The organism is Methylopila jiangsuensis, assembly GCF_027922305.1.
Lineage (GTDB): Bacteria > Pseudomonadota > Alphaproteobacteria > Rhizobiales > Methylopilaceae > Methylopila > Methylopila jiangsuensis.
In genome coordinates this window covers 853,437-868,356 of record NZ_BSFK01000005.1, presented here as the reverse complement: position 1 = coordinate 868,356, position 14,920 = coordinate 853,437, and the positions used below count along the sequence as shown (strand labels likewise).

At 70.6% G+C, this 14,920-nt stretch carries 14 protein-coding genes; 9 read left to right on the top strand and 5 right to left on the bottom strand.

Going from position 1 to position 14,920, the window contains the following annotated elements:
* The first annotated feature begins 24 nt into the window (after positions 1–24).
* From tatB to PKE85_RS05575, 5 genes are read left to right on the top strand one after another with little or no spacing between them, the layout of a single operon-like run.
* On the top strand, positions 25–534 hold the full coding sequence (gene tatB, locus PKE85_RS05595; RefSeq protein ID WP_271203787.1) for a Sec-independent protein translocase protein TatB: 510 nt from the start codon (positions 25–27) through the stop codon (positions 532–534).
* A complete protein-coding gene (tatC, locus tag PKE85_RS05590; RefSeq protein WP_271203786.1) occupies positions 531–1,322 on the top strand; it encodes a twin-arginine translocase subunit TatC in 792 nt (263 codons plus the stop codon). The genes tatB and tatC overlap by 4 nt, the downstream gene beginning before the upstream one ends.
* Before the next feature lie 54 nt (positions 1,323–1,376).
* A complete protein-coding gene (gene serS / locus PKE85_RS05585; RefSeq protein ID WP_271203785.1) occupies positions 1,377–2,792 on the top strand; it encodes a serine--tRNA ligase in 1,416 nt (471 codons plus the stop codon).
* Between the two features lie 19 nt (positions 2,793–2,811).
* A complete protein-coding gene (surE, locus tag PKE85_RS05580; RefSeq protein WP_271203784.1) occupies positions 2,812–3,579 on the top strand; it encodes a 5'/3'-nucleotidase SurE in 768 nt (255 codons plus the stop codon).
* Positions 3,580–3,583: 4 nt separating this feature from the next.
* Positions 3,584–4,249: a protein-L-isoaspartate(D-aspartate) O-methyltransferase gene (locus tag PKE85_RS05575; RefSeq protein WP_271203783.1), complete on the top strand. Its 666-nt coding sequence runs from the start codon at positions 3,584–3,586 to the stop codon at positions 4,247–4,249.
* Positions 4,250–4,298: 49 nt separating this feature from the next.
* Here PKE85_RS05575 and ycaC read toward each other — a convergent pair whose 3' ends face one another.
* Both ycaC and PKE85_RS05565 read right to left on the bottom strand, forming a co-directional pair.
* Positions 4,299–4,925: an isochorismate family cysteine hydrolase YcaC gene (ycaC, locus tag PKE85_RS05570; protein ID WP_271203782.1), complete on the bottom strand. Its 627-nt coding sequence runs from the start codon at positions 4,923–4,925 to the stop codon at positions 4,299–4,301.
* A gap of 85 nt (positions 4,926–5,010) precedes the next feature.
* Positions 5,011–5,883, bottom strand: a complete 873-nt coding sequence (locus PKE85_RS05565; RefSeq protein WP_271203781.1) for a pirin family protein — start codon at positions 5,881–5,883, stop codon at positions 5,011–5,013.
* Positions 5,884–6,003: 120 nt separating this feature from the next.
* On the opposite strand from PKE85_RS05565, the gene PKE85_RS05560 reads away from it, so the two are divergent.
* The gene (locus tag PKE85_RS05560; RefSeq protein ID WP_271203780.1) at positions 6,004–6,924 is read left to right on the top strand and encodes a LysR substrate-binding domain-containing protein; all 921 of its coding nucleotides are present in this window, start codon (positions 6,004–6,006) and stop codon (positions 6,922–6,924) included.
* Here the strand turns inward: PKE85_RS05560 and PKE85_RS05555 are convergent.
* The 3 genes from PKE85_RS05555 to PKE85_RS05545 all read right to left on the bottom strand — a co-directional run bounded on the left by PKE85_RS05555 (position 6,914) and on the right by PKE85_RS05545 (position 10,633).
* Positions 6,914–8,224 carry a glycosyltransferase gene (locus PKE85_RS05555; RefSeq protein ID WP_271203779.1) on the bottom strand — a complete coding sequence of 437 codons (1,311 nt, stop codon included), beginning with the start codon at positions 8,222–8,224 and terminating at the stop codon, positions 6,914–6,916. The two genes, PKE85_RS05560 and PKE85_RS05555, sit on opposite strands and share 11 nt — an antisense overlap.
* Positions 8,225–8,358: 134 nt before the next feature.
* Entirely contained in the window at positions 8,359–9,885 is a 1,527-nt protein-coding gene (locus PKE85_RS05550; RefSeq protein WP_271203778.1) for an acyl-CoA carboxylase subunit beta, read from the bottom strand.
* A 118-nt stretch (positions 9,886–10,003) separates the two neighbouring features.
* Positions 10,004–10,633, bottom strand: coding sequence for a hypothetical protein (locus PKE85_RS05545; RefSeq protein ID WP_271203777.1), 630 nt, complete (start codon positions 10,631–10,633; stop codon positions 10,004–10,006).
* Between the two features lie 245 nt (positions 10,634–10,878).
* Between PKE85_RS05545 and PKE85_RS05540 the strand changes: the two genes are divergently transcribed.
* The 3 genes from PKE85_RS05540 to PKE85_RS05530 all read left to right on the top strand — a co-directional run bounded on the left by PKE85_RS05540 (position 10,879) and on the right by PKE85_RS05530 (position 14,738).
* Positions 10,879–12,165, top strand: coding sequence for a tetratricopeptide repeat protein (locus PKE85_RS05540; RefSeq protein WP_271203776.1), 1,287 nt, complete (start codon positions 10,879–10,881; stop codon positions 12,163–12,165).
* A 74-nt stretch (positions 12,166–12,239) separates the two neighbouring features.
* Positions 12,240–13,640 carry a tetratricopeptide repeat protein gene (locus tag PKE85_RS05535; protein WP_271203775.1) on the top strand — a complete coding sequence of 467 codons (1,401 nt, stop codon included), beginning with the start codon at positions 12,240–12,242 and terminating at the stop codon, positions 13,638–13,640.
* A gap of 255 nt (positions 13,641–13,895) precedes the next feature.
* Positions 13,896–14,738, top strand: a complete 843-nt coding sequence (locus tag PKE85_RS05530; RefSeq protein ID WP_271203774.1) for a lytic murein transglycosylase — start codon at positions 13,896–13,898, stop codon at positions 14,736–14,738.
* Positions 14,739–14,920: the final 182 nt, after the last annotated feature.

The window sequence follows — 14,920 nt, the reverse complement described above, 5'->3', positions numbered from 1 at the left end:
GCGCCTTTGCAGGGACGTGCGTCCATGTTCGATATCGCCTGGTCCGAATTCCTGATCGTCGCCGTGGTGGCGCTGGTCGTCGTCGGCCCGCGGGACCTGCCCGGCCTGCTGCGCAACGTGGGCCGCATGGTCGCCACCGTGCGGCGCATGGCCGGCGAGTTCCAGACCCAGTTCAACGACGCCATGCGCGAGGCGGAGCTCGACGAACTGCGCAAGGAGGTCTCGGGCCTCAAGGACGTGGCCTCCAAGGCCATGGGCGGCGATCCCATGGCCCTGGCGCGCGACGAGCTGCGCAAGGCCATCGACGGCAAACCCGCCGACAGCGCCCCTTCGGCGCTGGCGGGCGACGGCCCTGCGGCCGCGCCGGCGGAGGAGGGCGTTCCCTCCGCGCTCGCGCCTCCCGCGCCTGAAGCGGGACCGGAGAACGTCTCGGCGGACGCCGCGCCGGCCGTTCCCGCGCCGGCCGAAGCCGCGCCCGGCTCCGCGTCTCCCGCCGCCTCCACCGCTTCCGACAAGCCGGGCGCCGCATCGTGACTCAGCAAGACATCGACAGCACCAAGGCGCCGCTCATCGAGCACCTGATCGAGCTGCGCTCGCGGCTGATCAAGTCGATCCTCGCCTTCGCGGTCGCCTTCGCGCTGTGCTTCTCGGTGGCGGGGCACATCTTCAACATCCTGCTCGTGCCCTACGAGATCGCCGCCGGCTCGGCGGAGGCGATCCGGCTGCAGTACACGGCGCCGCAGGAGTATTTCATCACCCAGATCAAGCTCGCCATGTTCGGCGCGGGCTTCATCTCGTTCCCGATCGTGGCGAACCAGATCTACATGTTCGTGGCGCCGGGGCTCTACAGGAACGAGCGCTCGGCGTTCCTGCCCTACCTGATCGCCACGCCGATCCTGTTCCTGATGGGCGCGGCCTTCGTCTATTTCGCGGCCATGCCGCTCGCCATGCGCTTCTTCCTGTCGATGCAGCAGGCGGGCGGCGACGGCAAGGCCTCGATCGAGCTGATCGCCCGTACCAGCGAGTATCTCTCGCTCATCATGACGCTGATCTTCGCCTTCGGCATCTGCTTCCAGACGCCGGTGATCCTGACGCTGCTGGCGCGCGCGGGCTTCATCGACGCCAAGTGGCTGGCGGACAAGCGGCGCTACGCCATCGTGGTGGTGTTCGCGGTGGCGGCCGTGCTGACGCCGCCGGACGTCATCAGCCAGGTCGCTCTTGCCGTGCCCACGATCCTTTTGTACGAGGCGTCCATCGTGGTGGTGCGCATGATCGAGAAGAAGCGCGCCACGGCGGAGGCGGAGAAGGAAACTGAGACCTGATCTCGCGTCCGTGCATTTTCTGACGTTTCATCAAGAATTTCCGGACGGTTCCTCATGCACGACATTCGGCTGATCCGGGACAATCCCGACCTGTTCGACCGCGGCCTCGCCCGCCGCGGGCTGACGCCCCAGAGCGCGCGGCTGATCGCCATCGACGAGCGGCGCCGGGAGGTCATCGGCCGGCTGCAGGCGCTGCAGGAGCGCCGCAACGCCGCCTCCAAGGAGGTCGGCCAGGCCAAGGCCGCCAAGGACGAGGCCCGCGCGGCCGCGCTGATCGCCGAGGTGGCGCAGCTCAAGCAGGACGCGCCGGCGGCGGAGGCCGAGCAGACCGCCATCGAGCAGGAGCTGCAGGCGGCGCTGTCCGAGATCCCCAACATCCCGCTCGACGCCGTCCCGGACGGCCCCGACGAGACCGCCAACGTGGAGCTCCACGTGGTGGGGGAGCCGCGGGCGATCCACGACGCCAAGGCCCATTACGAGCTGGGCGAGGCGCTGGGCCTGATCGACTTCGAGGCCGCCGCCCGCATGTCCGGCGCGCGCTTCGCGGTGCTGAAGGGCCAGGTGGCGCGGCTGGAGCGGGCGCTCGCCAGCTTCATGCTGGACCTGCACACCACCGAGCACGGCTACACCGAAATCGCCCCGCCGCTGCTGGTGCGCGACGAGGCCATGTTCGGCACCGCGCAACTGCCGAAGTTTAAAGACGATCAGTTTCAAACTGGTCGGGGCTTTTCAAATGAAGAATTCTACGAAGCCGTCAAAATTGCAGGTGCCCAGTATCGGGCTGCGCACGGCTTAGACGACACGCAAGAAAATCGATACCTTTCAGAAAGGGCAGTTATTTCTTCGGTGGGAGGCGTGGACCGCCTTTGGCTCATCCCGACGGCGGAAGTCTCGCTGACCAATCTCGTGCGCGAGCAGATTCTGGGCGAGGACGAGCTGCCGCTGCGCGTCACCGCCGGCACGCCCTGCTTCCGCGCGGAGGCCGGCGCCGCGGGCCGCGACACCCGCGGTCTGATCCGCCAGCACCAGTTCACCAAGGTGGAGCTGGTCTCCGTCACCACGCCGGAGAAGAGCCTCGAGGAGCACGAGCGCATGCTCGGTTGCGCCGAAGAGGTTCTGAAGCGGCTGGAGCTGCCGTTCCGCACCATCACGCTCTGCACCGGCGACATGGGCTTCTCGTCCCAGAAGACCTACGACATCGAGGTCTGGCTGCCGGCGCAGAACGCCTATCGTGAGATTTCGAGCTGCTCGGTCTGCGGCGACTTCCAGGCCCGGCGCATGAACGCGCGCTACCGCCCGGCCGACGCCAAGGGGCCGCGCTTCGTGCACACGCTGAACGGCTCCGGCGTCGCGGTCGGGCGCGCGCTGGTCGCCGTGCTCGAAAACTACCAGCAGGACGACGGCTCCATCGCCGTTCCCGCCGCGCTGCAGCCCTATATGGGCGGGCTGACCGTCATCGGCCGGGCCTGACGGCGAGGAGCATCGCGCCATGAGAATCCTGCTCACCAACGACGACGGAATCCACGCCGAAGGGCTGGAGGCGCTGGAGCAGATCGCGCGGGAGCTCACCGACGACGTGTGGATCGTGGCGCCCGAGACCGACCAGTCGGGCGCCTCGCATTCCATCTCGCTCAGCGATCCGCTGCGGCTGCGCGAGATCGGCGACAAGCGCTTCGCGGTGCGGGGCACGCCGAGCGACTGCGTGATCATGGGCGTGCGCCACGTGCTGGCGGACAAGCGGCCGGACCTGATCCTGTCCGGGGTCAACCGCGGCCAGAACGTCGCCGAGGACGTGACCTATTCCGGCACCATCGCCGGCGCCATCGAAGGCACGCTGCTGGGCGTGCCGTCCATCGCGCTGTCGCAGAACTACGACCGCATCCGCGCCATCGCGGACCCTTACGCCACCTCCCGCGCTTACGGCGCGGACGTGGTGCGCCGCATCGTCTCGGCGGGCTTCTCCCCCGACCGGCTGGTGAACGTGAACTTCCCCGGCTGCGAGGTTGAGGAGGTGACCGGCGTCGAGGTCGCCCGGCAGGGCAAGCGCGACCAGAACCTGCTGGAGATCGAGGCCCGCTCCGACGGCCGCGGCAATCCCTATTTCTGGATCCTGTTCGGCCGCGCCCAGTCCAAGGTGGAGGACGGCACCGACCTCGCCGCCATCCGCGCGCGAAAAATCTCGGTGACGCCGCTCTCCATCGACCTCACCGACCACGCCATGTTCGACGGCCTGCGCGCCGCCTTCGCGGACCGCTGACGCCATGGGCGGCGCGCCCGACGAGCAGGAACGCACCCGCCGCGCCGAGCTGGTGCTGAAGCTGCGCTCGCGCGGCGTGCGCGACACCCGCACCCTGAAGGCGATCGAGACCATCCCGCGCACCCTGTTCGTGCGCTCGGAGCATCACGGCTCGGCCTATCTGGACCGGGCGCTGCCCATCGCCTGCGGCCAGACGCTGGAGGCGCCGTCCCACATCGCCGCGGTGATCGACGCGCTGGGCGCCGGCGAGGGCGACGTGGCGCTCGAGGTCGGGACCGGCTCGGGCTACCAGACCGCGATCCTGTCCCGCGTGGCGCGGAAGGTGGTGAGCCTGGAGCGCTGGCGCGGCCTCGCCGGCGCGGCCGCGCGGCGGCTGGAGGCGCTGGGCGGGGTCAAGAACGTGGAGATCGTCTGCGCCGACGGGGCGCTGGGCCTGTCCGCGCAGGCCCCGTTCGACCGCATCGTGGTCTCCGCCGCGGTGGAGGCGCCGCCTTCGGCGCTGCTGAACCAGCTCAAGCCCGGCGGCGTGATGATCGCGCCGGTGGGGCGGCCGGGTAAGACCCAGAGGATCACGCGTTTCGTGAAGGCCGCGGACGGCGCGCTGTCGGAGACCACCATCGGCGAGGCCCGCGTCTCTCCCCTGCTCGACGGAATTTCCCGCGCGCTGTAAGCGCGGCCGCGACAGGCGCCGCGGCCGCTGGTCGTGGCGAGACGCCGGCTCAGCGCGCCTGGGTCAGGGTCGCGTAAGCGGTCATCAGGTTGCGGTAGTCGGGGATGTGGTTCGAGAACAGCCCGCCGAGCCCCTCGATGTCATTGCGCCAGTCGCGATGCAGTTCCCCGGCGACGCCGAACCAGGTCATCAGCTGCGCGCCGGCCTGCGCCATGCGGCTCCAGGCGGCGTCGCGGGTGATGGGGTTGAAGGTGCCGGATGCGTCGGTGACGACGAAGACGTCGAAGCCGGCCTCGATGGCGGAGAGCGTCGGGAACGCCACGCAGACCTCCGTGACGACGCCGGCGATGATGAGCTGCTTCCGACCCGTCGCCTTCACGGCGGCGACGAAGTCCTCGTTGTCCCAGGCGTTGATCTGGCCGGGGCGGGCGATGTACGGCGCGTCGGGGAAGGTTTCCTTCAGCTCCGGGACCAGAGGCCCGTTGGGGCCGTCCTCGAAGCTGGTGGTCAGGATGGTCGGCAGGTTGAAATACTTGGCCAGCGCCGCGGTGGCGAGCACGTTGTTCTTGAACTTGTCGGGGTCGATGTCGCGCACCAGCGACAGCAGGCCGGTCTGATGATCGACCAGCAGCACCGCGGCCTGGCTCTTGTCGAGCCGCACGTAGGGTTTCGTCATCGGCGTTTTTCCCTTCTGTGGTTGTTGGTTCTGGGTTTCGCCGCCCCCCGCGCCTTGGGAGCGCGAGGGGCGGGAACGGGGCGCGTCAGGACGCGGAGGCGAGGCCGCCGAAACGGCCGGACTGGAAGTCCGACATCGCCTGCCGGATCTCCTCCACCGTGTTCATGACGAACGGGCCATGGGCCACCACCGGCTCGTCGATGGGCTCGCCGGACAGGACCAGCAGCTTGGCGTCCGTTTCGGCGGTGAGGCTCACCGCCCCGCCGTCGCGGGCGAACACCGCCGTCTCGCCGGCGCGCAACTCGTCGCGGCCGTCGATCTTCACGGAGCCCGCAAGCGCCACCACCGCCAGCGTGCGGCCGTCCGCGATGTGGAGCGGGACGGTTCCGCCCGCGTTCAGCCGCACGTCCAGGATGTCCATGGCCGTGAAGGTGCGCGCCGGCCCCTTGGCCGTTCCGTAAGCGCCGGCCACCACCCGGACGCGGCCGGCGCCGTCGGGAAGCTCGACGGACGGGATGTCACTGGCCGCCAGCGACTGGTAGCCGGGCGCCGCCGACTTGTTCCTGGCCGGCAGGTTGACCCAGAGCTGGGCCATCTCGAACGGCCCGCCCTTGGCGGCGTAGGCGGGCGAGTGGAACTCCGCATGCACGATGCCGTCGCCGGCGGTCATCCACTGCACGTCGCCCGGTCCGATCACGCCGCCCGCGCCGGTGGAGTCCCGATGCTCGACCTCGCCGTCATAGACGATGGTGACGGTCTCGAAGCCCTTGTGCGGATGCGCCCCGACGCCGCGGCGCTGGGTGGTGGGCTCGAAGGCGTTCGGGCCGGCGTGGTCCAGCATGATGAAGGGGCTGATGTGCTGGCCGTGGTCGTGATGGGAGAGCGCGGTGCGCACGAGGAAGCCGTCGCCGACCCAGTGGGGGCGGGGGGCGCGGTAGATGCCGAGAACCTGTCTCATGAGGACCTCCTGAAGCGGGGGCGGCGGGGCCGCCGTCGGTGATGGAGAAGTTAGGGGCGAGACAAAGAGCGAAACAGGCGCCTAGATGAACCGGACTGTCCCATCTGTAGGACAATGCCGATGCAGGACCTGAACGACCTGTTCTTCTTCGCGCAGGTGGTGGAGCACGGCGGCTTCGCCGCGGCGGCCCGTCATCTCGGCATGCCGCGCTCGCGCCTCAGCCGCCGTATCGGAGCGCTGGAGGAGCGGCTGGGCGTGCGGCTGATCCAGCGCTCCACGCGGCGGTTCCAGGTCACCGACATCGGGCAGGAGTACCATCGCCACTGCGTCGCCATGCTGGTGGAGGCGGAGGCCGCGCAGGAGGCCATCGACCGCAGCCGCTCGGAGCCGCGCGGGGTGGTGCGGGTGAGCTGCCCGACGACGCTGCTGGCGTTTCAGGTGGGCGAGATGATCGTGCGCTACATGGCGGCCTGCCCGGAGGTGGAGGTGCATGTGGAGAGCACCAACCGGCGGGTGGACGTGATCGCCGAAGGGTTCGACGTGGCGTTCCGGGTGCGGTTTCCGCCGCTGGAGGACAGCGGGCTGGTGATGCGGGAGCTTGGGCCGAGCCCCCAGCGGCTGGTGGCGGCGCCGGCGCTCGCGGCGCGTCTCGGAGCCCAGCCTTCGCCGTCGGACCTGCCCGGCCTGCCGAGCCTCGCCTGGAGCTGGGGGCAGGGCGACCACGACTGGCGTCTCGACGGCGTGGACGGGGCGTCGGCGGCGATCCGCCATGCGCCCCGTCTCGTCACCGAGGACATGATCACTCTAAGGCAGGCCGCGCTTGCGGGCCTTGGCGCGGTGCAGCTGCCCTCCATGGTGGTGGACGGCGACCTCGCGTCCGGCGCTCTGGTGGAGCTGCTGCCTCAGTGGACGCCGCGCGCCGGGATCATCCATCTGGTGTTCCCGACCCGCCGCGGGCTGATGCCGGCGACCCGCTCCTTCATCGACCATGTGGCGGCGGAGTATCAGGGCCGGCCGGCGCCGCGCGTCGTCACCCCTTGAGGCCGTAAGGGTAGGGCGGAAGGTTGCGGCGGGGTTTCCGCGCCGGGCCCGCGGCGGTCGCCTCCACCAGATCGCTCAGGGCGGCGATCGGGTCCGGCGCCTGCGCCTGCCGCTCCGCGATCCCGGCGGCGTTCCGCGCGATCGTCTCCGAGGCGAGCAGCCGCGCCAGCGCGCGGGGCAGCCGCTGCGCCTCGAACGGCCCCGGCCGGAACCAGAGCCCGCAGCCGAGCGCCGCGACCCGGCCCGCATGGTCGAACTGGTCGAAGGCGAGCGGCGCCACGATCTGGGGAACGCCGGCGGCGAAGGCCTGCGCCGTGGTGCCCACGCCGCCGTGGTGGATCAGCGCCCGCGCCCGCGGCAGCGCCCGCTCCAGCGGCGCGTAGGGCGCGACGAAGGTGGCGCCCGCCGCCTCGGCGGGGATGTGGAGCGGCGTCCGGGACAGCGCGAGGCAGCGCTGGCCGGCCCTGGCGCAGGCGATCATCGCGGCGCGGTAGAGCGTCTCCGTGCGCCGGCGGGTGGAGCCGAAGGTCACCACCACCGGGGCCTCGCCCGCATCGAGAAACGCCTCCAGCGCGTCGTCCGGCGCCGCCGTCTCGGCGCCCAGATGGCCGACGCGGGGAAAGCCGAGCTGGACCGTGCGCGCGGGCCAGTCCGCCTGCGGCGCCTGGAACCAGTCCGGGAACAGCGCGGCCACCGCCTGCGGCGAGTTCCACCAGTGCCGCAGACGGTTGACCCGGCCAAGACCGAGGCGATCGCGGATGGCGTTCAGCCGCGGCAGGGTCGCGGGGTTGATGAGATGGTCGTCCGCGCCGAGCTGCAGCCACCATTTCAGCGCCGGCGGCAGCATCCGCGGGATCGGGAAGCCGGGCAGGCGCGGCGCGTCGAACCGGCTCTGCAGCGCGCTCGGCGACAGATGCGCCGTGATCAGGTGGCCGCCCAGCGCCTCGAAGGCGAGCCGCCCGCCGATGGCGAGCGTGGAGGCCACGATCACCGGCCGCCGGCCGCCGGCCGCGTGGCGTTCCGCGACGCGGAACACCGGATCGAGGGTCTTCGGCAGCGCCCGGAACATGCGCCGCGCGCCGCGCACCGGCCGCCACGTGGCGGGATGGCCGAAGCTGCGCGCGTAAGCCCTGTCCGACAGCAGCGGTTCGAACGCGAGGCCGGCGCGCCGGACGGCGGCCTCGAACGGGGCGGGCGCGAGCAGCGTCGCTTCGTGGCCCCGCCGTTCGAGTTCAAGGCCCAGCGCGATGAAGGGCAGCACGTCGCCGAGCGTGCCGACCGCCGCGATCAGAACGCGCATGCCGTTCCGTCGCATCCGTCGGGGCGCAAAAGACCGACGGCGGCCAAGCCCGCGCCCGCCGCCGTCACACGCATGACATCATCGCTTCCGCCCCATGGCCGTCCCGCTTGCGCGAGACTAACAGGGTCTCCGGCTCAGAGCGGAATATTGTCGTGCTTTTTCCAGGGGTTCTCGAGCCGCTTGTTGCGCAGCATGGCCAGCGCCCGCGCCACCCGTCGGCGGGTCGAGCGGGGCTTGATCACCTCGTCGATGTAGCCGCGCTCCGCCGCCACGAAGGGAGTGAGGAAATGGTCCTCGTACTCCTTGGTCTTGGCGGCGATGCCCTCGGCGTCCGCGCCGCGGAAGATGATCTCCACCGCGCCCTTGGCGCCCATGACCGCGATCTGGGCGGTCGGCCAGGCGTAGTTCACGTCGCCGCGCAGATGTTTGGACGCCATCACGTCATAGGCGCCGCCGAAGGCCTTGCGGGTGATGACCGTCACCTTCGGCACGGTGGCCTCGGCGTAGGCGAACAGCAGCTTGGCGCCGTGCTTGATCAGGCCGCCGTACTCCTGGCTCGTGCCGGGCAGGAAGCCGGGCACGTCCACATAGGTGACGATCGGAATCTCGAAGCAGTCGCAGAAGCGCACGAAGCGGGCGGCCTTGCGGGAGGCGTCCGAGTCCAGCACGCCGGCGAGCACCATGGGCTGGTTCGCCACGAAGCCCACGGTGCGGCCGTCCATGCGGCCGAAGCCGGTGACGATGTTCCGGGCGAAGTCCGGCTGGATCTCGAAGAAGTCGCCCTCGTCGACCGTCTTCAGGATCAGCTCCTTGATGTCGTAGGGCTTGTTCGGGTTGTCCGGGATCAGCGTGTCGAGCGACTCGTCGTAGCGCTCCGGATCGTCGAAGGACGGCCACTCGGGCGCGCCCTCCTTGTTGTTGCCGGGCAGGAAGTCCAGCAGGCGGCGCATCTCGATCAGCGCGTCGACGTCGTTGTCATAGGCGCCGTCGGCGATGGACGACTTGGTGGTGTGCACCTTGGCGCCGCCCAGCTCCTCCGCGGTCACGGTCTCGTTGGTGACGGTCTTCACCACGTCCGGGCCGGTGACGAACATGTAGGAGCGGTCGCGCACCATGAAGATGAAGTCGGTCATGGCCGGGGAGTAGACGTCGCCGCCGGCGCAGGGGCCCATGATGACCGAGATCTGCGGGATGACGCCCGAGGCCAGCACGTTGCGCTGGAACACCTCGCCATAGCCGCCGAGCGCCGCGACGCCCTCCTGGATGCGCGCGCCGCCGGCGTCGAACAGCCCGATGATGGGCGCCCGGTTGCGGATCGCCATGTCCTGGATCTTGGTGATCTTCAGGGCGTGGGTCTCGCTGAGCGAGCCGCCGAACACCGTGAAGTCCTTGGCGAAGACGAAGACCTTGCGGCCGTTGACCGTGCCCCAGCCGGTGACGACGCCGTCGCCGGGGATCTTCTGCTTCTCCATGCCGAAGTCGTTCGAGCGGTGCTCGACGAACATGTCGTACTCTTCGAACGAGCCCGGATCGAGGAACACCTCGAGCCGCTCGCGCGCGGTCAGCTTGCCGCGGGCGTGCTGGGCGTCGATGCGCTTCTGCCCGCCGCCGGCGCGCGCGGTGGCCCGGCGCGTTTCGAGCTCGTCGAGAATGTGCTTCATGGTCGAGGCGGCTCCGTCCCTTCGCAAACGCAAGGCGAGGCGTAGCGCGCCCGCTGCGGCGCCGCAATGTCGACGAACGTCCGGGGGCGCAGCGCCTCGACGCCCCCGGAGCGCCCCGTCACTCCGCCAGCAGCGAGACCTTGGGCTCGGCGCGGCGGGGCGCCTTGGGCGCAGGCGTGGCGGGGGCGGGCTGCTCCGCGGGACGCGCCGCCGGAACCTCGATCGGGGCGAGGGGGCGCTGCTGGGCCTGCTTGAACTCCTCCGAGCCGTAGACGCGCTCCATCACGTTGCGCGACAGCCCGTCCGCGAGCCGCAGGTCCGCCGCCTGCCGGTCCTGCGCCACCGCGATCACCGCGCCGGCGATGCCGTTGATGGCGGCCTGGTCGATGGCGACGGTGTCGAACTCGCCCTGGCTGCGCCCGGTCGCCGCGTCCACCACGGTGACCTTGGCGCTGGCGCGGTTGGCGTCGCCGACCAGAAGCGCCATCGCGGGGTTCTTGTAGTGCAGGTCCGTCACAACGACATGCAGCCGCTTCGGCGCGCCGTCCGCCCGGCCGTAGCGGGTGGATTCCCGCAGCGTCCGAAGCCGCAGCGCGTCGGTGAAGTGGCCGGAGGCGTTCGCCGTCGCCGGAGCCGTCACCTCCAGATGCTGAACCCGGGCGGTGTTCTCCACGATCGGGGGATGGGAGACGCAGGCGGACAGACCCATGCCGAGCAGCGCGATGGGGGCGAGGGCGGCGAATCGCATGACGGTTTCCGGCTAAGAGAACGAGCCGGAGCCGGTTACCGTCCGCGACGGTCGTCCGCATGCGGGAAACTACTTAGCCGGCGCCGCCGCGCGCGCGATCGTGGCGGCCTGTCTCCGCGAAGCCACAACCTTGGCGCGTCTGGTGGGCGAGCTTGCGCGCCCTCCCGATCAGAGTGTCTCAGGCCGTGACGGCCGGCCATGTCGGCCCTTAGACTGCGCTGCGTGAGGTCAGGAGGGGGGACGACGTGAGCGCTGAGGAGCGGCGGGAGCTTTATCGGGGCAAGGACGTCGTGGTGGTGGAGCGGCTGGCGCCGGGGAGCGCCGACGTCGCCGTCACCTTCACGCCGTTCTCCGACCGCAGCCGCCGGGTGGGCGGCTACGCCGAGACCTTCCTCGCCGGTCGCGGCGTCTCCGCGGTTCATGTGATCTCGCAGCGCAATCACTGGTGGCAGACGCCGGAGATGGAGCCGGCGCTGGAGGCGATCCGGGCCTTGAAGCTGCGCGCCCGCCATCGGCACGTCACCACCTACGGCTCCAGCATGGGCGGACACGGGGCGCTGCTGTTCGCGCGCGCGGTCGGCGCGGATCAGGCGCTGGCGCTGTCGCCCCAGTTCGCCGTCAACGGCCGCGGGGCCGAATGGCGCAGGCGCTGGCCGACGCTCCCCGAACTCTACCGGTACGAGGACACGGCCTCGCCCAACATCCGCGTGGCGGTGGCCTATGACCCTTACGACGGTTTCGACCGCCGGCACGCCGAGGCGATCCGGGCGGTGACGCCGTTCGAGGCCGTGCGCGTTCCGTTCAGCCTGCATCCGGTGGGGCCGGCGCTGGTGGAGATGGATCTTCTGTCCGGCTTCGCGCAGGCCTTTCTTGCGGGCGGCGGCGACATGGCGGCGCTGAACGCGGAGATCCGCAGCCGTCGGCGGTCGAGCTTCGTCTGCCTGTCGGGCCTGCTGCACCGGCTGGACCGGAGAAGCGCCAAGGGCACCATGCGCCGACAGGTCCAGAAGCGCGTGAGCGACATGTTCGAGAAGCGCCTGAAGGCCGGCGCGCCCATGGAGCTGAAACTGGCGTTCCGCTCGGTGGTAAAGCCCTATTTCGACAGGCTGGAGGCCAGGGGCGACCGCAAGGCCGCGCTGCGCATGGCTCGCCGTCTGCTGCAGCTCAATCCGTCGTCCTACGAGGCTCACGCGCTGCTGGCGCGCCAGCTCGGCCGGGCCGGCGAGCATGGCGAGGCGCTATCCGTGCTGGCGGCGGGCTACCGCTTCAACCGGCGCGTCCAGACGGCGGTGGCCGTGGCGGACGCCGCCTTCGCGGCGGCGCAGCCGGAGGAGGCCCATCGCTTCCTGAAGATCGCCTTCGGTCTGCCGCAGACGGAGGCTGGGCCCTGGGTCAACCTGATTCTCGCCCATGGCGGCGCCATGGACCATCGCTACGCCAAACGCGCCTTCCGTCTGGCCGCCGAGATCGCCCCCGATCACCCGCGGCTCGAGGAGGCGCGCCTGCGGGCTTCGCGCGCCGAGGCGGCCTGAGCGCGGGCGCCGGAATTGTCAGGCCGGCGCCCGGGCGGTAGTCATGGCCTCTCAACGGGAGCGACGGCTGCGGGATGACGGAACGGCGAGAACTCTATCGCGGTCAGGACATCGTCGTGATCGAGCGCCCGATCCCGGACAGCGACTGCCTCGTCATCACCTTCACGCCGCTCAACTCCACCGGCGAGCGCAAGAGCGGCTATGGCGAGGCGCTGTTCGAGAAGCACGGCGTCTCGGCCATCCACTTCATCGGCCTCAGCAATCACTGGTGGCAGACGCCGGAGATGGCTGAGGCCATCGCGGTGGTCATGAGCCTCGGGCTGCGCCAGCGCTTCCGCCACATCACCACCTACGGCGCCAGCATGGGCGGGCACGGCGCGATGCTGTTCGCCGGGCCGCTGGAGGCGAATCAGGCGCTGGCCTTCTCGCCGCAGTTCGCCAATGGCGGGCGCAACGCCGTCTGGACCCGGCACTGGCCGGTGCTGACCGAGCTCTACCGCTATGAGGACACCCACCCGACCCGCGCCCGCATCACCGTCGTGTACGATCCCGCCTATCCGTTCGACCGCCGGCATCTGGAGGCGTTTCGCGCCGTGACGCCCGTGGAGACCGTGCGCACCACCTTCAGCAAGCACGCCACCGCGCCGGCGCTCGCCGAGATGAAGGCCCTGTCGGGCTTCGTGGTCGATTACGTGAAGGGCGGCGGCGACGTGGGGCGGATGAACGCACTGTTCCGCGCCCGCCGGCGCGACAGCGTGATCTGCTGGAAGGGCGTGGCGCAACTGCTGTCCACCCGCGCCCGCAAGGGCGCGTTCCACCAGCGCGCGGTGGAGAAGGGCATGGCTGTGGTGCTGGACCGCTTCGCCAGAGGCGAAACGGTGGACCCGGCGCATTACGTCGTCCCGCTGCTGCGCCCTTACGCGCGCGCGCTTGTGCGCAGGGGCGAGGCCGCCCGCGCCCTGGAGATCGCGCAGGCGTGTCTCGCCGCGACCCCGGCCTCGCCGGGCGTCAATCGGCTGACCGCCAAGCTGCTGGGCGACGCCGGGCGTCACGACGAGGCGCTTGAGGTTCTGAAGGCCGCGTTCCAGGGCGGCCTGCGGACCCAGGCGATCGCGCTGGCGGCGGCGGGCGCCGCGCTCGACGCCGGCCGTCGGCCGGTCGCCAAGACCTATCTCGATGCGGCTTTCGCCATGCGCAGGCACGACCCCGAGGCTCTGGCCCGGTTCGCGCTGGCGTTTTCCGACAAGCTCACGCCGCAGACCCTGCAGCGGGTGATGGAACTGGCGGAGACGGCGGGTCCCGACGTGCGCGCCGTGGCGCAGGCGAAGAGGAGGCTGCGGGACAAACGGCCTGCCGCGGCGCCGAACGAGACCGTTCCGCCCGCGCCTGCCGAGGTCGCTCCTCCGGCGACCGCCCCGGGCAAACGGAGCCTGCTCTCCGGCGGGTTCGGGTTCGCGTTCGGCAGGAGGGGATAGAAGGCGCGCCGGGGCCTGCCGGGAGACGGCGCCTTGTCGGGTGACGCAGACGTGTTGCCGCCGCGCCACGGCGCGCGCTGAAGTGACGTCGTCCGTGATTGAAACGGTAACCTTCGACCACGAAAATGCCGCGGAGCGTCAATCTTAGTCGGCGCGCCGCCCGTCCTTGGGGCGGACAGTCTTTTTCCAAGCCCCGATCGTTTCGCATCAGGCGGAACGACTGCAGCAGAACCAGAAAAACGCGGCGGAGCACCCATGCGATCCACCCACAAACGTCTTGTCGGCGCCCTCGTCGGCCTCGGCATGGTCCTTGGCGGCGGCGCCGCCTCGGCCGCGCCCTGCGGCGACGGTCCCTCCGGCTTCAACGCCTGGGTGCAGGACTTCGAGCGGGAGGCCGTCTCCAGGGGCATCTCGCCGCGCGTGGCGCAGGCGGCGCTGTCCGGCGTGTCCTACGACAGCCGGCTGATCGCCTACGACCGCACCCAGAAGCCGTTCAAGCTCAGCTTCGAGCAGTTCGTCGCCAAGCGCGCGCCGGCCTCGCTGATCTCCCAGGCCCGCTCGCGCATCCAGCGCAACAAGGCGCTGTTCGACCGCATCGAGGCGCAGTACGGCGTCCCGGCCCCGATCCTCGCCACCATCTGGGGCATGGAGACCGCCTTCGGCGCCATCCAGGGCAAGAAGAACGTTTACAACGGCCTCGCGACGCTGGCCTACGACTGCCGCCGCACGGAGATGTTCCAGCGCGAGCTGATCGCCGCCATGCAGCTCGTCGACCGCGGCGACCTGACCATGGGCGAGATGCGCGGCGCCGAGCACGGCGAGATCGGCCAGGCCCAGTTCCTGCCGTCCAACTACCTGAAATACGCGGTCGACGGCGACGGCGACGGCCGCCGCGACATGGTGCGCTCCTCCGCCGACACGCTGGCCTCCATCGCCAACTATCTGCGCGCCAAGGGCTGGCGCGCCGGCGGCGGCTGGGAGGAAGGCTCGGCCAACTTCGCGGTGCTCGCGGAGTGGAACAAGGCCCGCGTCTACCAGCGCGCCATAGCCTACGCCGCCACCCAGATCGACCAGGGCGGCTCGCGCGCCCAGCGCTGAGGCGTCTCCCGCACGAAGGAACGAAAGGCCCGCCGGCGCCCGGCGGGCCTTTCGCGCTTGTGAAGGCCTGTCCCGCGCGTTCCCTCATGGCGGCGACGGCGCGGCGCGCTATCTGAGCGCGGCGAACCCCAACCTGCCAGCGAGCTGTCGTGGATAAGCCTTTGTTCTCCCTCACGCGCTGG